The sequence below is a fragment of the Nonomuraea sp. NEAU-A123 genome (genome assembly GCF_018603905.1).
In the GTDB taxonomy this organism is placed as follows: domain Bacteria; phylum Actinomycetota; class Actinomycetes; order Streptosporangiales; family Streptosporangiaceae; genus Nonomuraea.
Genome location: NZ_JAHFZZ010000009.1, coordinates 462,899 through 482,423 on the forward strand (window position 1 = coordinate 462,899; position 19,525 = coordinate 482,423).

Here is a 19,525-nt window from a genome sequence, read left to right on the forward strand (position 1 = left end):
GGCGCTGTCGTAATACAGCTGCGGCAGCACCGACACATAGGTGTCGGCGGTCAGCACGATGCTGGCATGCCCCAGCGTGCCCTGCACCACCTTCAACTCCGTCCCCGACGCCAGCGCTATCGTGGCTGCTCCATGGCGCAAATCGAGCAGCCGGATCGGCGGCAGCGCGCTATCGGCGACCAGCCTGTGGGACCGGTGGGTGAGATAGCTCGGCTGCACCGCCGCCCCGTTCCCGAGGGTGAAGACCGGACGGATCGGCGACCACCGCTCCCCCAGCAGCCGACGCTGCGCACGCTCCTACCGACGCAACAGCCGCACGCTCTCCGGATCGAGCGCCACAGTCCGCCGGCTGGCCGTACTCTTCGGCTCACACAAGACCAGCCCATCGTCGGTATGCACCAGCTGATGCGCCACAGTGGACTCACGCCGCTCCAGATCGACGTCCACCCAGCGCAGCCCGGCCACCTCGCCGTACCGGTTCCGCCGCCGCCCTAGCGCGACGAACATGCGCGTCACATCCCGCCGAGACAACTCCGTCAGCTTGATCCGGCCCAGGTACGGCACCAGGTACAGCCCCACGTGATCCCGATAGGCCCGGTGCGTGGTCGGCCGCAACCGCGGCTCCACCACCGACAACCAATACCGCAGCCACTGCCCGGCCGTGCACCCAGCGGAGAGCGGCCCATCCGCCTCCGCCGCCAGCAACTCACGCCCCGCAGATCTCGCCGCCGCAGCACTCGCGAACCCACCACGCCGAACCCGCTCCCATCGACCCGACGCTCCCACGGCTTGGACAGCGAAATACCAGCTCCCATGCCCACTTCAGCCAACTGACCACAGCGACCGCCCAGCCGCCTACCGCTCATCTCGTCGCTACACCCACACCGCCTTATAGACCACGCAGTGCTCGCGCCCGTTCTCCACCGTCACCGCGCCTCCCGTGTCCTCTGACAGAACAACGTCGGAGCCGGGGAACAGCGGAGCCACGCAAAGCCAACACCCAGGTAAACAGACCGACCGAGGGATCGTGAATGGCGTGGATGGATAAAGCCTTCTACCATCGGGATGCCACCGCACGGTCCGCTCGGCACCCGTCCGAGTTGGTTGGAGACCCTGAAGTCAGCATGATCGTGTTGGCGGAAGGGAGATTCATACGCGATGCCAACCCCAGGAAGTACGCTGGCGAGCTCCGCGCGCACGGAGTGCGCATACCCCTCAGCGGGGTCGGTGAGGTTCAGGCTGGAGGCGTGAGACCCACGATCACCGTCGCTGGTAAGGCGGTGAACGGCACCGACGAGCAGGCGTACGCGAACGCATCGGGGTACTTCGCTAAACCGGGCCAGCTCCACTTTGACCTGCACGAATGAATATTCGACACCTGCAGGGTCGGCCCGGTCGTGGGATGAACCGCCTTTACTCTTGCCCGCCGTGCTCGACGAGAGGTGTGGAGCCCACGAGGCAACCGGCCACGTCCACGGCCGCATACTTGATCAGCTCGATCAAAGAGTTCATGACCAAGTTCTTCGAACGGGCATCCACCCGCATCAACGGGACGCGTGAATCCAGGTCCAGCGCAACCCGGATTTCGTCGTCATCGAACTGAGGGCGTTCGTCTCGGTCGTTGATGACCACGACGAACGGCACTCCCCGCTGCTCGAAGTAGGGCGGGGAAGCAGTCCGCCAAATGGCGAGTGTCCGCCAGCACCATCGCGCCGCCAGCCCCCTGCACCGCATCGTCCCATACAAACAAGAACCGGCTCGGATCCGGTAGCGCGAGAAGATTAAGGGTCAACCCAGTGTGGAGGTTCACTTGGCCGCGGTCCATCGGCACCTGGGCGGCTGCTGAAGGCCGCGGTTCTTCGTTTTCGCGAACGTCGGGAGGCGTGATACGGCTGTTCCGGGAAACCGACGTCGACACGTTGCTGATGAACGTCGACTTACCGACCCCTAGCCCTCCTGCCACCAGAACCTTCAGCGCCGTGGCGGGCGCCGGCTTCGCCCTCAGCCTCTGGAGCGCCTGTTTCCTGAGCGCGAACACGATGGCGTCGTCGATGCTGAGATCGTCGGCAAGCCGATGATCGCCGGTCAGCAGAAGGAGGATCGCCTGCGTCTCCTCCAGGGTCAGCGTCTCAAAGGCGTTCGCGGAGGAGAATTCGGCCGTCCCCGCTACCTGAGCGCCAAGCTGATGCAACGCCTGCAGAAGCGCCTTGGCGGCGGGTGCGGCTTCCGGGGCACCGCACTGCTAGCGCGTTGCGGAACTCGGCAATCCTGCGGCCGACTTCGGCGTGCGCAGGTGACGTACCGCGCCGCAGACTGTAGGCGCCCGAGGCGCCAAGCGAAGAGCGCTCAAGCAATTCATCGAACCAGGCGTCGTCAGAACTCTTCGTCATCAGAGCCTCCTTTCCGATGCTTATACCTGCTCCGCCAGCGGTAAATCACGCCCTCGACGGCGCGTACGGAAGGCTCTTGGAGTAACTCGGCAATCTTGTCCTGGGTATAACCGTCGATCATCAGGGCGATGATCGCCCGGGTACGCTCATCAGTCCGCCGCAGGTCCTCCCATACGCGGGCGTTGCCTACGACGATCGCCTCAGGGCCGACAAGGGGACGATCGTCCGGCTCTACGGTACGCGCCTCATAAAGGTGTGCCTGTGTCCAGCGCTTACAGGAGGCGCGGTACTTGCGATATTCGTTGGGGAAGACACGCAGGCATGCTCCCATGAAATAGGTCGTCAAGCTCGCGCCGCCCTCGTGGCGCCAGGCGCCACCGAGCAGAGCGCGCTCGTGAAAATGCTGAAGGGCCACCGCCGGTTTGCCAGCAAGCTGAGACATTCTTATCCGCACTCGACTTCGGATCACGGGCCCACGAGCCGAGGCGAAACCTTCTCATGTTGTAAGAACCGAGGAACCGGAGTCCATCTGCCGACGAGCCAGCGGAGGCTGACCATGATCCGGGGCACGGTGCCTGCCCGAATCCTGCAGGCACCGAGCGCGCCCACCGTGGTGTTAGGCGGGGCAATAGCGTGTGGGTAGCCGATCGCGGTGCTGTACACACCTGAGCTGGTCCCTAACGCCGCGATCCCGCCCAGACTCGTGCAGTCAGGACGGGATCCGGTAAGCCCGCAAGCTTAGGCAGGATTGAGTGCGTTGCGACGCATCCAACCTGCGCCGCCGGTTCCGAGGGTGACCTGGACGTAGGTTTCGTTCTCGGTGGTGTTGCGAACCGTGGTGCAGGATTGGCCGACAATGTCCCCGGCGTGCTTAGTCTTGATCGGGGTGGTGCGAGCGGGGGTGGGGTAGACCCCCGCCGTAGGCCAGGTCACCTTCCAATGGCAGACCTGCCCGGTCGGCGGCGTCGAGGCAGTCGGCGTTGCGGAGACATGGGCGGCGTCCTTCTCGGCTGTCGTCTGAGGGGTGTTCCTGTCAGGCAGGGCACGCGTCTCGACATAGCCCCACAGGTTGAGGGCGGCGACCCTTACCTTGGTCCAGTGGCCATCCTTACGCACATCGTCCGTACGGTCGACGTGCCAGCCCTTGGGAACGTTTCCGATGACGAAGTTGGCATTGTCGCGCAGGGTGGCATTCTCGTCGGTGACAATCCCGTGTCGGGTGATCTTCACTGCGCGGGGGGCTTGATCGACGGCGCGCCACTCCATACGCCTACTGCGGCCCTGCCCAATTCTGTTCGGGACCGGGACACCGGCGGGATACCAGGTGGCCGGTTTCTTTGAGTCCTTGTATACCGTGGCGGCCTGGCGGATCGAGGTCCCCAGACAGGTGTGGCCCTCACGGCGATCGGTGAAGCCCCAATGCGGGTAGCCGTCCCCGCCGACCGAGACCACCGCCCAATCTGCGTCTGCGTTATAGCGCCACTTGATCGTGGTGATCTTGCCCGGGCGCGGAGTGAGAATCCAGGACTTGTTGCCGGTCTTCGCCCGTGAGGGATGGTTGTAGAAGATCGTGCAGGCCTTGGTGATTCGATACTTCAACTGCAACACCCTGACGGTCTCGGGCTCGCTCTTGCGCGCCTGCTCCGGAGTCAACGGGCGAGCGGCCGAAGTTGGCCAGCCCGCGTTGGCTACAGCTGGTTCGCCGGCCACGCCGCCCAGCAGGGTTGCCGAGACCGCGATACCCACCGCGAGGGAAGCGACCCCGCGCGGGCGGGAGAAATAAGTCATCGAGAACTCCGTTCCATTTCTCGGGTTTTCGTCTCCCAGGAGACGTCGATCGGTAAGGATTCAACCCTGGCCGCCTTTGCCGCCCAACCCGCAGTGGGACAGCGGAATCAATTGGGACGAAGCACCGCTGTGACATGCGGTTTTGCGACGATGAGACGGGATGGGATGACCACTGTGGGACACGGTTCCGAAGCGAAACCAATTCGGTTGATCTCCCCTGAGCGCCGACGGCTCATGGAAATGATCAAAACTCTCGCACGGCTCACGGGAAAACCCAGCATCGAAGCTCAAGCCAGCGCACTTGGTATCTCAAGGAGCACACTGCACCGGTGGATCAATGGAGATCTTCCGCAGGAGTCTAACTACGGCGACTTGCTCAAGAACGCGCGCCTGTCCACCACCGAGCAGCAGGCGTACTGGAAAGTGTTCAAAGCTGCAGCCGCAAGTCCTGCGATTACCCTGCTCGCCGAGCCGGACAGCGCCATTGTCCAGGCTCCACCTGCTCCCGACCTGAATCACCATGCGGTGAGCAGCACCCCTTTGGAAGAGCAGCCACTCATGAAAACCGCGCTCCCCAATCCGGAACCGCTCCCTTGCGGCGCATCCCCGGCACAGCCATTTTCCCTGCACGGCTACTCTCATCCGATGCCCGGTCCACCCACCCCTGCCCCTACAGCCCAGCCCGCACCACCGCGACGACGACGCATGGTCGTCGTCGTCGCGGTGGCAAGCGTAGCTGGGGCTATGGTCGTGGCCGCTTGCATCAGACTCGTCTACGACGGCTTTCCAGGCACGGCTCACTTGTCCTCACCACCCGTTGCCTCGTCGCTTCCGTCCCTCGGTCGTGCGCCGGATAGCGTCGAGCCCACACCGGACGCCGATCATTGCGACCGTTACCAGGTGACCGCTCGTGACATGTCCTTGCGCAATCAAGATAACGTCCGTACCGGGGACGTTCTCAAGACCGGCGAGATCGCCACAGTGACGCGACGCGGCACACCCACTGGACGCACCCAGCTTTGGTACGTCATCACCGACCGAGACCACCAGGGCTGGGTCTACGCCGACCACCGCTACTGGTCGCCCCACTGCTGAACCTTGACGTGTCTACAGAACCGGGCGACTTCACATAGCTGCTGGTTTCCGGGTTGCGGAAGCCGCACGCGTCACGGACAACGGTATTGATCAAGCGGCTGTGCTGAAGCTTCCGGGATCCTGGATAAGCAGCCGATCCCCAGTTCGATCTGCATGGTCCGACGTTGAATAGCTGGCGCACCGCTCGAACAAGACGAGGACTCGGTAGATCTGTAACTCGTCCCACAGCTCAGACTTGGGCGGACTTGGAGGTCAACCGCCGTTCTTTCTCTCGCTCAGCTTCGACCTGACCAGCCGATATATCTAAAGAGTAGTAAAGCCCTCATTCTGGACCGTCGATCAGATCCCAGCGCCATGATGTGGGCATGGGGTGGAGACTTGTCATCTGGGGCGCGATTGTTCTCGGGACGGCCGTGGCAGTAGCGCTTGGGATATACCTCGTCACGGCGGGCCCGGCCCAGGCGATCGGCCCCGCCAGCTTGGTCGCGGCGTTTTGTGAGCTGGGCGCCCTGATGCTCGGCATCGTTGGATGGGCGGGTCAGCAGCGGGCGGCCAGCCCTCGGGATGACGGTGTGAAGCAGCTGAAGGTTCCGCCCAGAAGCGCTCCCGAGGTACGGCAAACACACCATGGTCAGACGTACACGGTCTACGCTCCGGGGAGCCAAGGGACGCAGATCGGCAACGGCAACGTCCAGGAGAACCATTTCCCAGGCCCTCCCCCCGGACGTGGGGGCCGCGAGGCGTCGAGTGGACAATGACGAGGACGCGACACCAGGAGGCGACCGCTACAACGTCGTCGCGCCCGGAGCGCAGGGGCTTCAGGTCGGGACGGGCAACGTCCAATACGTCTTCGTCTACCAGAACAGGCTGACCTGGAGCGACAAGGTCGCGCCCCCGCCCTTGATGAATATGTCAGGCGAGGTGGACTCGCCGTACCGAGGGTTGGCCGCGTTCGAGGAGGTGGACGCGCCTTTCTTCTTCGGACGGGACAAGGCGATCGCGCACATGCTGGAGCGGATGTCGCGAATGCCGGATCATTCGGGGATCCTGGTGGTCTCCGGGGTGTCGGGGGCAGGCAAATCGTCGCTTTTGCGAGCTGGGGTGTTGCCTCGTATTCGAGGTATGGGCCTGGAGGGCGCGCGAGAAGCTGCGGACTGGCCATGCGTGGTGTTCACGCCGACCGGTTCACCGCTGGACAAATTGGCCGTGGGCGTGGCACTGCGGGCTGGCGTCGACGCCGGTGCGGTGCGGCGAGCGCTGGACGACGATCCGGCGGGCTTCGCACTCACGGCCTCCCAAGCGGCGGCCTCGTATGGGGACGGGGCGCGGCTTCTGCTCATCGTCGACCAGTTCGAGCAGGTCTTCACGCAGTGCGATGAGTGGCAGCGACGCGCGTTCGTCACCGCTCTGCATGCCGCCACCATGCAGGCAAAGGTGCCGCGAGCGTTGGCGGTGCTCTTGGTGCGCGCCGATTTCGAGGCGCGCCTGGCCGACATGCCCGAGCTTGAGGAAGCGGTGCAAGACCGGTATCTGGTGACATCGATGACACGACGGCAGCTGCAGCTGGCCATCACCGAACCGGCCAAGAAGGCACGAGCGCAGGTCGAGCCTGAATTGGTGGAGGAACTGCTGCGGAACGCCGACTCCCACGTCGTTCAACCCGCCGGTCCGCTGTCCACGGCTGTGTCCGGCGCGGGGGTGCTTCCGCTGTTCTCCCACGCCCTGGACCAGGCGTGGCGGGGACGCGCCGACGAGGAAGCGCTGACGCTGGCCGATTACGAGCGTACGGGAGGCATCGAAGGCGCGGTCGAGGCGAGTGCGCAGCGGGCGTACGACGGCTTGTCCTTGTCCCAGCAAGCCACCGCCCGGCGGATCTTCATGCGCTTGACGGCGACCAGCAGCGATGGCATGGACACGGCCGCCCGGGTGACGCGGAGCGCTCTCACGGCAGGGATGAGCGCAGGCGAGGAGGCGGATACGGAAAGAGTGCTGGAGGCGTTCACGGGCGAGCGGCTGATCATGCTTGCGGCGGACACGGTGGAGATCAGCCACGAGGTGCTCCTCACCGCCTGGCCGCTGCTGCGCGATACCTGGCTCGCCGAAACCCACGCCGACCGAATCGTCCGTACTCGCCTAGCCGCCAGCGCTGGGGAATGGGCTGAACACGGGAAAGACATCTCCTACCTCTATGGTGGAAGTCTCCTGGAGACCGCCGGCGCCGCGGCTCACCGCGTCACCTCCGATCCCGCCCGTCACGCACCGCTGAACGAGGTGGAACGCGCGTTCCTAGAGGCCAGCAGCGCCGCGCAGGACAGACGTACGCGAGCTCGGCGCCGACGCAACACCCTGTTGATGGCCCTATGCGCCGGGCTGGCCGCGGCGTCCATGGCCGCCGTGATTGCCAATTTCAACGCGACGAGCCAGCACACGATGGCGTTGTCCCGACAGTTTGGGGCGCAGAGCGAGGCCGCCGCGGATGGTGACCCGATCGCGTCGGCTCGCCTGGCCGCCGCAGCCTGGCACACCGGCGACACCTCGGAGGCCCGCCACAGTTTGCTCGCCGTATTGCGCTCTCCCTACCGGAGCAGCCTCACAGCTCACACGGGTCCTATCTACGGAGTGGCGTTCAACAAAGATGGCGTCTTGGCCGCTGCTGGCGCCGACGGAACCGTCCGGCTGTGGGATGCGGCTCACCACCGCCTGCTCGGCACTCTCGTGGGACATCAAGGGATCGTGTTTCGCGTGGCGTTCAGTTCCGACGGTGGCACTCTGGCCAGCACCGGTCGGGATGGCACTGTGCGTCTGTGGGACGTGGCGTCCCGTACGCAGATCGGGAAGCCCTTAACGGGGCACGAGGAGACGGTCTACGGAGTGGCGTTCAGCCCGGACGGCGAGACCTTGGCCACCGGCGGGTACGACAGGACCGTGCGGCTGTGGAGCGTGAACAGCCATCGCCTGTTCCACACCCTTAAAGGACATACCGGGACAGTCGTCGGTGTGGCCTTCAGCCCTGACGGGAAGACCCTGGCGAGCACCAGCAACGACGGGACGGTGCGGCTATGGACAACGAGTACCGGCTGGCCGCTGCGGACACTTCGAGGCCACAAGGGCGCTGTCAACCCGGTGGCCTTTAACCGCGATGGCACCCTGCTCACCGGCGGATGGGATCACTTGGCGCGCGCATGGGACGTGCGGACGGGCGAGCAATTGGGCGTGCCCTTCACCGCGCACACCAACACGGTCTATGGCCTTGAGCCGAGCCCGGACGGCACGCTGCTGGCGACGGCCGGAATCGACAACACGGTGTGGATATGGGATATGCGGACGCATCGCCCGCTCCGTGCCCTTCCTGGGCACAAGGGCCCGGTCTACGGCGTGGCGTTCAGCCCAGACGGAGCCATTCTCGCCACGACAGGCGACGACGCCACCGTGCGGTTGTGGGACATGACGATTGACCGTCCTATTCGCACTCTCACCGGTCATTCCGGCGTGGTCAGCTCCGTGGCGTTCCGTAAGGACAGCACAATGATGGCCTCTGGCAGCGACGATGACACGGTCCGGGTCTGGGACACGGCGACCTACCGGCAACTCGATGCCATCACCGACCACGCCGCCGACGTCAGGGGCGTGGTGTTCGCCCCACACGACGGGCGAATCATGGCGACGGGAAGCTGGGATCGTACAGTGCGACTGTGGGACGCGGCCACGCGCCGTCCGCTGGGGCCACCTCTGTCAGGCCATACGGGGAAGATCAACTCAGTGGCGCTGAGCTCTGACGGGACGGTCCTGGCCAGCGCCTCAGACGACAAGACCGTCCGCCTGTGGGACGTGCAGACTGGTCGCACGCTCGCCGTGCTCGAAGGCCACACTGCCGAGGTTAAGCAGGTCGCGTTCAGTCCAGACGGCAAAACGCTCGTCTCTGGAAGCTGGGACTGGACGGTCCGACTGTGGGATGTGGCCACGCACCGGCAGGTGGGCGACGCCCTTACCGATCATCATGGCTATGTCAACTCGGTGGCGTTCAGCCCCGATGGCACACTGCTGGCCAGCGCCTCCGACGACCAGACGGTCCGCCTCTGGGACACCGCGACTCGTCGCGCCCTGGGGGCTCCCCTCGCCGGGCACAGTGGTCCCGTTACCCAGGTGGCGTTCAGTGCGGATGGCAGGCTGCTCGCCAGTGCCAGCCAGGACACGACGCTGCGGCTATGGGATGTGGGAACACGCAGAGCGATCGGACAGCCGCTACGCGGGCATACGGACGTGGTTTACACGGTGGCCTTCAGTTCGGACGGCAAGACCTTGGCAAGCGGCTCGAAGGATCAGACGGTGCGGCTGTGGAACGTTGCATTGCCTGAGGATGACCACATCCTCGCCAGCGTGTGCCCCATCGCCGACGGCTCCCTCACTCCAGAGCAATGGGAGTCCTACGCCCCCGAAGAGGACTACCGTCAAGCCTGCCCGCCCAGGCCGATCCGGTCACCATGATCGCGGAATACGTGGCAGCACCTGCACGGTCAGCGAGAAGCATGGTGACGGCAGTGGGTTCCGAAAACGTGACCGGTTCGCGACCCAACATCCTTCGGCGCCTCGGCGGATCGTCGCTGCATTGGTCCCCCGTCTGCACGGTCATGTCGACCGTACACGCAGTCTCTGAGCAGTTCGGCCTCTTCACAGGCTGGTGCGCCCGCCCAACGTGAACACGCCTTTTGGACTCCCACCCTTCACTTGAGCGGCCGCTCGGTACGCACTTTGCTCCCTAAGGTTTGCCTGTCGAGCCTGTGGTGAATCAGAAGAATTGTCGGGGCTCTCCGACAGAATCAGCATAGAGAGGAGAGGCGATGTCTCAGGATGTCCATGGCTCTGACCAGCACATACCTGCGCCCAACGGATGTCGGTGGTGTGGCGTCGAAGAGCGAAACCATTTTCAGCGTTGGAAACCTCCAGTGGGCTGGCATCAATGGGAGGCACCGACGTCAGAGCAGCGCAAGGAACGCATGCGCGCCCGCCGGCAACGCAATCAAGAAACCGGCGGACAAGCCCGTCTGACAGAGTTCAGGCCGCTCGTTGCCTGAGCTCGGCGAACATCTCCCGGAGTTGAGTCGGCACCTCGGAGGGTTGCGTCAGGGCCAATGCCAGCTGAAACATCATCTCGGGCTTGCCGCCTGGCCCCTGCTCACTCTGCTCGTGGAGCATGCTCTGCACCCTCGAACTGAATTTTCCACCACCCCGGAGCGCCTTGAAGTCTTCCGCGCTCCATAGAGAATCGTTTCTGGGCCACACCTTGTTGGCCACCACGGCCCACATATCGTCGCCGAACAGCTCTTCGAACTCATTGAAGCCTTCTGGCTCACCGATCATCTTTACGATCTCGCGGGTCTTTTCACCGAATGTGCGCCGCAACCGCTCTTCCTTGAACATGCCCTTGCCCGCGTTTCGGCTGTCAGCGTCGACCGCGACCACGACGGTACGACCGTGCTCGAACAGGTAGCGAGCGAGATGTAGCGCGCCTTCGTTGTTACAGCAGGCCCAAAGAGCTATGCCAGCCGATTGGAGAGACATCCCCTCGGACAACCGGAACAACAACGGAAACGCGCGCTGCTCCGACGGCCCCTCCACCGCAAGAAAACAGCGCTCATGCAGCAAGACAGAATTGCGAAGCCCCAAGGCGGCGGCAAGCTGTTGCAGGTGCAGGTCGATACTGTCGTGATCCTCCGCGCCGAGCCGCTCCATCACGGTACGGCCCTCGTAGAGTTTCAGGTTGACCACGTCGGAGATATCGACACCATCGATGAGGTTCATCGAGTGTGTGGCGACGATGACGCTTACGTGCGAGATGGCCGACTGCTCGCGGATGAGCTGCATGATCTTGCGCTGGTGACTGTAGTCAAGGTGCGTGTCCGGCTCATCGTAGACAATGATCGTCTGGCACCGAGTCGGCTGCAACGCGTCACCTTCCTCCAGCGGAGCCTCGGGCTCCACGTCCTCCTCGGAAGAGAGAAGTCGGCTCGTCCATTCCCAGATGGCCAGCCCGATGCGCCGCGTGCTGCCTTGACCGGACTGGTCCAGCCCGACGTGCTCCCCCGAAGTCCGAGCGAGCCGCAAGCGAGCTCCACGAAATGCCTGTGTGAAGGAGATCTCAGGCTCAACGAACACGTCGGCGAAGTCCGGGCAACGACTTCGAATGTGATCGCACAGAGACTTGGCGTCCGCGCGAAGCCGCTCCTTGACATCGGCTTCGATTGTCTGCAATCGCTCCTGCAGGACTTCATCGGCCATATGCGCCTGGAAGCGGCCATGCAGGACCGACCTCATAGAGTCTTCGATCGCTGACGCGCGACCGCCGAACGCCAGCACCTGAGGCAGTCGCCCGGCGAGGCTGGCCGGGGCAGCGACCCATCCGGGAGGCCCAGAGCGTTCGGATGCGTATGCCCGAAGAAGGTCCTCGATCTCGGCCCTTCGCTGAGGAACAGGGGAAATCCCCAACTCCTTCGCCAGCTCCTTGAGTTCCGGCACCCGATACATGGACAAGTCGCGCAGTCGATCGTCATCCGGGATCGGCAGCCAGCACTCAAGGGAGTCGACCAGATCTTCTCCAGCACAACGCCTGATTCGGAGCTGAGGTGGGAGGCGGAATGTATCCTGCTCCCATTCGTCAAGCGTAAAGACGCCCTCCACCACGCTCAGTTCGTACCGACGCGAGGCCTCGCCTTGGGTGTCCACGCCACCAGTCGGCATGTACGTACGGTCATCCCCGTCCAGGCTGTAACTACCGACGAGGAATTGCAGAGAGGCGAGCACGGCACTCTTGCCACCGTCGTTATGCCCCGCGAGGATCGTTGGCCTGCTAACGGGAATGTCAGTCACGTTCACGAGCGAGCGGAAACCGCTGACCGAGAAGCTGCTGAGATACACGGTGCTCGGACGCTCCGTTCATTCAAGCGAGGGCCCGGGCACAGACCCTCAAGAAGTTCCGGCCCCTTAGCAACACTAGCCGCCAAGAGGCTCATGAGTCTCATAGAGCATCGTAGAACCCCTCCGCTGCCCCCTAGGCCAAGTTCCCCTCCAGTCAGACCCCAAGAGCCTCACTGTCAAGGATCCGACGCTTCTGATCAGGCGAAACTCCTATGGCATGCTGGCCGACACTTCACTTGCTTCGCCTCCCAGTCAGGTTCTCGATAGGCATCATCACGCCTGGCAGGTCAATCTCAACGAGGCGATACCGGGCGACACTGCGCAAACCCTACAGGCGTCGCCCAAGATGGCGCATAACCTGCTAAGGCTGGTTTGGCACCGCCCGGCCTGCTCTCACCCAATCGAGTTTTGGCTTTGACTGTAAAATTACGGAGAATAGATATCGGGAACGCCCTCCTCAGGAGAGTGTCCAGTAAATGGCTCTGGCCCGTAATCGGTGGGGGCGCTGAGTGATCTTCATTGCAGCAGGATGCGGTGGCGCAGGAGGTCGAACCCGGCGCGGCCGTGCATCTGCCGCATGATCCTCTTACAAGTTACGTGGAATCAGCCGTTGGGGGTGATCATGTCCCCTTCGGTCTTGTCACGTACTTGAGGGGCAGTGGTGAGCGCGGTGGTGCTGAAGGGTGAGGGCGGCGTTCACGGCGTCGCGGTCGAGTTCGAGGCCGTTGGCGAAGCCGTGCAGGTGGGGCAGGTCAGCGGCTCGGACGGTGGTGATCGAGGTGGTGAGCTTGGTGTCGTTGCCTGCAGTTGGGGTGAGGAGTTCGGCGAAGTCGCGGACATGGCGGGCGAGTTCGGCCAGTTCGGGGCAGGCGGCCGTGAGGTCCTGCACCAGTTGGGTGTCGCTTTCGCGCAGCCGGTCGGGATGGGCGAGCAGGAGACGGGCCAGGCGGCGTGGGGTGATGACGGGCCGCTGGGGCCGGAAGCGCGGAGCGCGGCGTAAGGCCTCGGGTTCGCGGGTGCGGGCGTAGCGCTTGACGGTGTTGAGGGACAAGTTCAGGCGGCGGGCGCACTCCATGAGGCCGACACCCTTATTGAGCAGGTCGTGGATCTGCTGCCAACGCTCGCGGGTGCTCTGTTCGCGCACGCCGGCGGGCCGGGGCGGGTTGACCGTGGCCCAGCAGGCGCTGTGGGAACGAACCTCAGCGAGGACCTTGTCACAGAGGATCCGCCCCCAGGTGCCATCGGTCGCCGACCTGCACAGCATCCGGCAGGGCACGTCGAACCGCCTCGCCGTAGGCGCCCGACCCGTCGCGGCAGACGATCTCGACCCCAGGGTGGGATCGCAGCCAGGCCTCCAGGACGTCGATCCGCTCGCCAGTCTCGGCGTCGGTGAGGATGGTGGCATACCGGTGGCGGCGCTTGAGAGCGAAGTCATCGACACCCAGCACTCGCGGGACTCATAACGCTGGCAGCGGTAGCCGCATGAGCAAGCGCAGTGCCGTGGACCTTGAGACCGCGACGGCCAGGACCACCGAGAGCCGAGCCCCCGCCCGGTCGGCCAGCTCTTTGACCACTGCCCCCTGTTGGCCGGTGAGCCTGCTGGTTCGACGCTGGTAGCGCTCGAGCAGCCCGGGCACCTGCTCACGAAACGTCTGCCGAGAGCATCCCCACGCCGGGCAGAGCAGACGCCGTACCTGTACCGACACCACCACCCGCCGCCCATCGACCAGGACATCGGCCACCGTCCGGCTGTAGTAGCCGTGCACCCGACCGGTCAGCGTCCCGCACACCGGGCACGGTATCGGTGCACCGCGAGTACGGGCCATGACAGGAATGAGGTCGTCCTCGTCCTTCACTCCTTCGATGACCAGGGCAGACAGACCCGCAAACGCCACACCCATAAGATCGTCGATCTTCAGCACGGGCTAGCCTGGCAGGTGATCACTCAGCGCCACCACCGATTACGGGCCAGAGCCGAAAACCGTACAGTCCCCCCAGACCGCCGCTGCGGAAGCCGACAGACCGCCTCGGTCTTCGCCTGCCGACTCGGAACTGACCTCTGACCTGCAAAAAAAGGCCCTGCTCAGAGGGCACATCAACGCGTCCCCTAGTGGGTCCCGCGCAGGGAGCACTTGAAAGTTCAGGGTCTTCTGTGTGCCGCCCCAGGGATTCGAACCCTGAACCTCCGCCTCCTGAGGGCGGCGCCTCTGCCAGTTGGGCCAGAGCGGCTTGTTAGCCCCGGGCTCGGCTGGCGTGGGCCGAGCCCGGGGCTGGGGCTGTATCCGGCTGGGGGGCGCCATTCCCGTCGGCCAGACCGAGGCCCGCGGCCCCTTGTTCCATGGGCCGTCGTCCGTGAGATGAAAAAAGCCGCCTCGGCAGGTTTCCGGGCGGCGTCGTCTCTTTACGAGGGATCACCCGGAATCCGGTCCGAGGAACTCAGGAAGCAGTTCGAGGGACTTCGCGTAGGTCACTGCACTGCCTTCCTGTCGTGGTGGACGTGCTCCACGGTAGCCGGATGATCGCGGCGAATGCCACGTATTTACCGCAGGGGGATGTCGAGGGCACGAGGGCGGCTTCGACATATTGGTTACCGGCATCGTCGAGACCGTATGGAGGCCACCGGTGAAGTACCTCATTCTGATCTACAGCAACCCGACGAGCCGGGCGGTCTGGGAGACGCTGAACGACGAGCAGCGCATGGAGTTCGGGCGCGGCCATCTGTCCTTCACCGAAGAGCTGGCCGCCTCTGGCGAGCTGATCGTGTCGGAGGGGCTGGCCGACCAGTCGACGGCCAAGCGGGTCGCGGTACGCGAGGGCATGACGATGACAAGCGATGGGCCGTTCGCCGAGGTCAAGGAGCATCTGGCCGGGTTCTACCTGATCGAGTGCGACAGCATGGAGCGGGCGGTGGAGCTGGCCGCCAAGGTGCCCGACGCGGCCTTCAACGAGGTGGAGGTACGGCCGATCTTCGACATGAAGGGGCTGGAGCTATAGGGGAACGACCGGCGTGGGCGGCGGCGGGCTGGGATGATGCCGAAGGTGACCAAGGAATCTCCGGTGGCGCGGCGCCGGGTGCTGCTCGGCTCGCTGGCCGGGGCCGCGGTGGTGGCCGTGCTGGCGGTCGCCGCGCTGAACCAGGGCGAAACCCCCGAACAAGCCGCCGCGACCGCTGCGGAGACTGCCGCGCCGGGCACGACGGCCTCCGCGAACCCGCGTGCGTCCGCGAACGTGACCGACCCCCCTCCGGCGACCCCAACCGGCTCCACCCCCGCGAACGCGACCAGCCCGGCCGACCCCACTCCGGCGACTCCGGCCGGCTCCCCAACGCCGACGAGTTCGGTGAAGGTCTGGGAGGGGCCGCCCCCGCCGCCCGTCGACGCGAACCTGTCGAAGGGCTCGGCGCAGGCGCCGGTCACGATCGTCGAGTTCGGTGACTTCAAGTGTCCCAACTGCCGCCGCTTCGCCCAGCGGATAGAGCCCGAGCTGAAGAGCCGCTACCTCGACACCGGCATCGTGCGGATGTTCTGGCGCGACTACCCGATCAGGGGCCGCGACTCCGTACGGGCCGCCGTGGCCGCCCGCGCCGCCTCCCGGCAGGGCCGGTTCTGGGAGTTCCACGACGCCCTCTACGCGGGCGAGCAGCCGCGTCTCACCGACGCGAACCTGCGCTCCGTGGCCGCCCGGATCGGGCTCGACCTGGGCAGGTTCGACGCCGACCGGCGCGACGAGTCCGTACGGCAGGTCGTGGACGGCGACCTCGAGTTCGCGCTCGAACTCGGCCTGTCCGGCACCCCCGCGTTCCTGATCAACGGTGAGCTGCTGTTCGGCGCCCAGCCGTTGGCCGCGTTCGAGAAGGCGATCGAGAAGGCCCGCCGCGCCGGATGAGCGGCATCGGCTATGCCGCCGCGTTCCTGGGCGGCCTGTTCTCGCTGGTCAGCCCGTGCGGGGCACTGCTGATCCCGGCGTTCTTCGCCTACGCGTTCCCGGGTCGGCGACGGCTGGTGGGCCGGACGCTGCTGTTCTACGTGGGGCTGTGCGCGGTGCTGGTGCCGTTGGGGATGGGGTCGGCGCAGGTCAGCCGCCTGTTCTACGGCCGGCAGGAGCTGCTGGTCACGGTCGCGGGCTGGGCGCTGATCGGGCTGGGTGTGCTGCAGGTGGCCGGTCAGGGCTGGACGATCGGGCCGCTGGAGCGGCTGAAGGGGCACGTTCGAGGGGATTCGGCGGGGGCCGTCCTGGTTCTGGGGGCGGTGTCCGGGCTGGCGGGGTTCTGCGCGGGGCCGGTGCTCGGCGCGGTGCTCACGGTCGCGGCGGCCTCCGGTGACGGCCTGCGCGGGGCGGTGCTGCTGGCCGTCTACGCGGCGGGCATGGCGGCCCCGCTGCTGCTGCTCGCGGGCCTGTGGCAGCGCTACGACCTGGGCGGGCGGCGCTGGCTGCGCGGTCGCGGGTTACGGCTGGGGCGGCTGCGGCTGCACACCACCTCGCTGCTGTCCGGACTGGTCTTCGGCGGGCTCGGGGTGCTGTTCCTGCTCTCCGACGGCACCCGCGGGCTGGCCCTGCCGATCCCCGACTCCTGGGAAGCCCGGCTGGAGGAGCTCGCGGCGTCCGTCCAGGACGTACTGCCCGACCTGCTCGTCGTCGGGATCGCCGCGCTGACGGTGACCGCCGTCACCGCGTGGCGCCTCAGACGCCGCTGACGGACCGGCCCCTTAAAGCGGTGCGCGCCGGCGGGCGCGGAAGCCTGCCGCCTTGGCGCGGTTGCCGCACTCGTGCATGTCGCACCAGCGCCGCGACGACCCGCGCGAGGCGTCGACGTACAGGCGGGTGCACACCTCTCCCCCGCATTCCTTGATCTGTACGGCCCGCGGCCCGCCGAGCAACTGGACCGCCTCCCTGGCCACCGTCGAGAGGGCGGCGTCGAGATCCCCGTCACGCTCGACCCGCCCGGCGCCGTTCAACCGCACGGACGCGGGCGGCCCGGCGGCGATCCGGTTGACCAGCCGGCGATCCTCCTCCGACGGCAGAGCCCCGCCCGGCACCACCCCGGTGGCCAGCCGGTAGATGGCCTCCCGCACCGTCTTCCCCGCCGCGAGCTCGGCGTCGCCGACCGCGGGCGGTACGTCGAGGATGCCTGCCTCGACCGTCCACCGCGCCAGCTCCGCCGGATCGCGCAGCAGGTCGGTCCGGTCCGAGCGGCGGTGCTGCACGGTGCCCGCCAGGTCGAGGCCCAGATTGCCGCTGATGAAGGTGAAACCCGTCACACTCTCATAGTAACCACGTTGACAGGTTATGCGAAGCACGGAACAGTGAAATAACCATTTTAAGGGGTTATGGAGGCTTCGCCGTGGCGATCAGCGTGATGGAGACCAGGGACAAGACGTCGTCGGCGGTGATGCCGCCCCTGTTCGTGGTGATGTGGAGCAGCGCCTTCATCGCGGGGGTGATCGGCGTCGGGTCGGCGCCGCCGCTGCTGCTGACGTTCGCCAGGTTCGCGCTGGCGGGACTGTTGCTGGGCGGGTTCGCGCTGGCCGTACGGGCGCCGTGGCCGCGTGGGCGGCGGCTGGCGCACGTGGTGGGGTCCGGGATCTTGGTCCAGGCGGTGCAGTTCAGCGCGTTCTACTCGGCGATCGGCCTGCACGTGCCCGCCGCGGTGGTGGCGCTGGTGCAGGGCCTGAACCCGGTGCTGATCGCGCTGGTGGCGGGGCGGCTGCTGGGCGAGCGGGTGAGCCCGCGCCAGTGGCTGGGCTTCGGGCTCGGCGCGGCCGGGGTGGGGCTGGCGGTGGCGGATCGGTTGAGCTTCTCCTTGGCCGGGGTGGCGTTCTGTGTGGTCGGGCTGCTGGCGTTGAGCCTGGGCACGGTTTACCAGAAGCGGTTCGCCGGGGACATGGACGTGCGGACGGGCACCGCGACGCAGTTCCTCGTCAGCGCGCCGCTGGTGGGGCTGGCCTCGCTGGTGTTCGAGACGCCGCGGGTGACGGACTGGGGCGCGTTCTCCGGCGCCGTGGGCTGGCTGGTGCTGGTCAACTCGATCGGCGCGTTCCTGCTGCTCAACACCATGCTGAAGAACGCGCCCGCGAGCCGGGTGAGCACGATGTTCTTCCTCACCCCGTCGGTCACCGCGGTGATGGCGTGGCTGTTCGTCGGGCAGTCGCTGCACCCGCTGGCGGTCGCGGGCCTGGTGGTCGGCGGCGCCGGAGTGCTGCTGGCGAACCGGCGCTGAGCCTCAGGCCCACACGGCGCCGGTCCTCAGAACGGCTTGGCGCCGGTCCACGGCACCCCGGCGCGGGTCTCCGGCGTCTCGATGCGGAAGCGGGGCAGAGCCTCGGGGAAGTTCTCTCTCACGTACGTCACGAGATGTTCGCGTACGTCGCACTTGAGGTCCCAGGCGGAGGGCGAGTCGGCGGCGCTCATCAGCGCCCGCAGCTCGACCAGCCCGTTCGGCAGCACGTCGGTGACCTGGAGCGTCCAGTCCTTCTGGTCCCACAGCGGGTTTTCCTGGATGTAGCGGTAGAGCTCCTCGCGCAGCTTGTCGACCGGCACCGACCAGTCGACGCGCAGGAACACCACGGCGAGGACCCGGCTGCCGTGCCTGGTCCAGTTCTCGAACGGGTTCTGGGTGAAGTAGGAGACGGGCAGGACCATGCGGCGCTCGTCCCACAGGCGCACCACGACGTAGGTGAGCGTGAGCTCCTCGATCCTGCCCCACTCGTCGTTGACCACGACCACGTCGTCGAGACGGAGTGCGTCGCTGAAGGCGAGCTGGAGCCCGGCCAGCATGTTGCCGATGGTCGGCTGGGCGGCGATGCCGACGATGGCGCCCGCGATGCCCGCCGAGGCGAGCAGCCCGGCGCCCAGCGCCCGGACCTGCGGGAAGGAGAAGAGCATGGCGCCGACCGCCAGCACGACGATGGTCACGGCGGCGACGCGGCGGACCAGCCCGATCTGGGTCATGATCCGCCGTGCCCGGCGGTTGCGCTCTCCTTGGACGAGGACCAGCCGGTCCAGGACGACGTCGGTGAGGGCGTAGTTGGCCTGGACGATCAGCCAGGTGACGCAGGCGATGGTGACCAGGCCGAGCACCCGGTCGACCGTGCCGCCGAGCTCGCGTTGGCGGACGGCCTCGCCGAGCATCCCCGGCGAGAACACCAGGTTGGCCGCCACCACGACCCCCACCGCGTACGCCGGCCAGGTGCAGTGCTCCACCAGGTGCCGGGCGAGCCGCCATTTTCGGCCCACCCTGACCAGCAGCCGCCTGACCACCTCCACCACGAGAATGGCGCCCGCCACTGAAATGGCGAGGATGAGCCAGTCGGTCGGCGACTGCACGTTCATGCCCCCAATGT

14 protein-coding genes, 1 tRNA gene and 1 pseudogene are annotated in these 19,525 nt (G+C 66.1%); 7 read left to right on the plus strand and 9 right to left on the minus strand.

The features are described from left to right. Positions 1-297: 297 nt before the first annotated feature. Positions 298-786 carry a hypothetical protein gene (locus tag KLK06_RS29775; protein ID WP_308168504.1) on the minus strand — a complete coding sequence of 163 codons (489 nt, stop codon included), beginning with the start codon at positions 784-786 and terminating at the stop codon, positions 298-300. A gap of 338 nt (positions 787-1,124) precedes the next feature. Between KLK06_RS29775 and KLK06_RS29780 the strand changes: the two genes are divergently transcribed. Beyond that, positions 1,125-1,367 (plus strand): hypothetical protein, encoded by a 243-nt coding sequence (locus KLK06_RS29780; RefSeq protein WP_214638933.1) that lies wholly within the window; start codon positions 1,125-1,127, stop codon positions 1,365-1,367. A gap of 224 nt (positions 1,368-1,591) precedes the next feature. Here KLK06_RS29780 and KLK06_RS29785 read toward each other — a convergent pair whose 3' ends face one another. From KLK06_RS29785 to KLK06_RS29795, 3 genes are all read right to left on the minus strand, one after another. Further along, positions 1,592-2,191: a hypothetical protein gene (locus tag KLK06_RS29785; RefSeq protein ID WP_214638934.1), complete on the minus strand. Its 600-nt coding sequence runs from the start codon at positions 2,189-2,191 to the stop codon at positions 1,592-1,594. 182 nt (positions 2,192-2,373) lie between these two features. Further along, on the minus strand, positions 2,374-2,832 hold the full coding sequence (locus KLK06_RS29790; RefSeq protein WP_214638935.1) for a hypothetical protein: 459 nt from the start codon (positions 2,830-2,832) through the stop codon (positions 2,374-2,376). 296 nt (positions 2,833-3,128) lie between these two features. After that, positions 3,129-4,178, minus strand: coding sequence for an SH3-like domain-containing protein (locus KLK06_RS29795; RefSeq protein ID WP_214638936.1), 1,050 nt, complete (start codon positions 4,176-4,178; stop codon positions 3,129-3,131). A 165-nt stretch (positions 4,179-4,343) separates the two neighbouring features. Between KLK06_RS29795 and KLK06_RS29800 the strand changes: the two genes are divergently transcribed. Then, complete coding sequence (locus KLK06_RS29800; RefSeq protein WP_214638937.1) at positions 4,344-5,273, plus strand: hypothetical protein; 930 nt, start codon at positions 4,344-4,346, stop codon at positions 5,271-5,273. Positions 5,274-6,020: 747 nt separating this feature from the next. Further along, on the plus strand, positions 6,021-9,758 hold the full coding sequence (locus tag KLK06_RS62530; RefSeq protein ID WP_214638938.1) for a WD40 repeat domain-containing protein: 3,738 nt from the start codon (positions 6,021-6,023) through the stop codon (positions 9,756-9,758). Between the two features lie 567 nt (positions 9,759-10,325). Here the strand turns inward: KLK06_RS62530 and KLK06_RS60255 are convergent. From KLK06_RS60255 to KLK06_RS29820, 3 genes and pseudogenes are all read right to left on the minus strand, one after another. Beyond that, on the minus strand, positions 10,326-12,185 hold the full coding sequence (locus KLK06_RS60255; RefSeq protein WP_214638939.1) for an ATP-dependent endonuclease: 1,860 nt from the start codon (positions 12,183-12,185) through the stop codon (positions 10,326-10,328). Between the two features lie 516 nt (positions 12,186-12,701). Continuing rightward, a pseudogene (locus KLK06_RS29815) lies at positions 12,702-14,086 on the minus strand (ISL3 family transposase). A gap of 254 nt (positions 14,087-14,340) precedes the next feature. Beyond that, positions 14,341-14,414: transfer RNA gene (locus KLK06_RS29820), tRNA-Leu, on the minus strand. A gap of 393 nt (positions 14,415-14,807) precedes the next feature. Here KLK06_RS29820 and KLK06_RS29825 point away from each other — a divergent pair. The 3 genes from KLK06_RS29825 to KLK06_RS29835 are packed head-to-tail and all read left to right on the plus strand — an operon-like array spanning position 14,808 to position 16,879. Further along, the gene (locus tag KLK06_RS29825) at positions 14,808-15,179 is read left to right on the plus strand and encodes a YciI family protein (RefSeq protein ID WP_214638940.1); all 372 of its coding nucleotides are present in this window, start codon (positions 14,808-14,810) and stop codon (positions 15,177-15,179) included. Positions 15,180-15,224: 45 nt separating this feature from the next. Next, a complete protein-coding gene (locus KLK06_RS29830; protein ID WP_214638941.1) occupies positions 15,225-16,070 on the plus strand; it encodes a thioredoxin domain-containing protein in 846 nt (281 codons plus the stop codon). After that, positions 16,067-16,879 carry a cytochrome c biogenesis CcdA family protein gene (locus KLK06_RS29835; protein WP_214638942.1) on the plus strand — a complete coding sequence of 271 codons (813 nt, stop codon included), beginning with the start codon at positions 16,067-16,069 and terminating at the stop codon, positions 16,877-16,879. Before KLK06_RS29830 ends, KLK06_RS29835 begins: the two co-directional genes overlap by 4 nt. Before the next feature lie 12 nt (positions 16,880-16,891). Here KLK06_RS29835 and KLK06_RS29840 read toward each other — a convergent pair whose 3' ends face one another. Beyond that, positions 16,892-17,443 carry an ABATE domain-containing protein gene (locus KLK06_RS29840; RefSeq protein WP_214638943.1) on the minus strand — a complete coding sequence of 184 codons (552 nt, stop codon included), beginning with the start codon at positions 17,441-17,443 and terminating at the stop codon, positions 16,892-16,894. An 83-nt stretch (positions 17,444-17,526) separates the two neighbouring features. Here KLK06_RS29840 and KLK06_RS29845 point away from each other — a divergent pair, with 83 nt between their 5' ends. Then, on the plus strand, positions 17,527-18,402 hold the full coding sequence (locus KLK06_RS29845) for an EamA family transporter (protein ID WP_308168505.1): 876 nt from the start codon (positions 17,527-17,529) through the stop codon (positions 18,400-18,402). Between the two features lie 26 nt (positions 18,403-18,428). Here the strand turns inward: KLK06_RS29845 and KLK06_RS29850 are convergent, their stop codons facing one another. Continuing rightward, positions 18,429-19,514 carry a mechanosensitive ion channel family protein gene (locus KLK06_RS29850; RefSeq protein ID WP_214638944.1) on the minus strand — a complete coding sequence of 362 codons (1,086 nt, stop codon included), beginning with the start codon at positions 19,512-19,514 and terminating at the stop codon, positions 18,429-18,431. Positions 19,515-19,525 lie beyond the last annotated feature (11 nt).

What these genes read in the sequence shown, in the direction of transcription:
- KLK06_RS29780 (WP_214638933.1), top strand. Translation starts at nt 1,125, where the DNA reads ATGATCGTGTTGGCGGAAGGGAGATTCATACGCGATGCCAACCCCAGG.
- KLK06_RS29790 (WP_214638935.1), bottom strand. Translation starts at nt 2,832, where the DNA reads ATGTCTCAGCTTGCTGGCAAACCGGCGGTGGCCCTTCAGCATTTTCAC.
- KLK06_RS29795 (WP_214638936.1), bottom strand. Translation starts at nt 4,178, where the DNA reads ATGACTTATTTCTCCCGCCCGCGCGGGGTCGCTTCCCTCGCGGTGGGT.
- KLK06_RS29800 (WP_214638937.1), top strand. Translation starts at nt 4,344, where the DNA reads ATGACCACTGTGGGACACGGTTCCGAAGCGAAACCAATTCGGTTGATC.
- KLK06_RS29835 (WP_214638942.1), top strand. Translation starts at nt 16,067, where the DNA reads ATGAGCGGCATCGGCTATGCCGCCGCGTTCCTGGGCGGCCTGTTCTCG.
- KLK06_RS29850 (WP_214638944.1), bottom strand. Translation starts at nt 19,514, where the DNA reads ATGAACGTGCAGTCGCCGACCGACTGGCTCATCCTCGCCATTTCAGTG.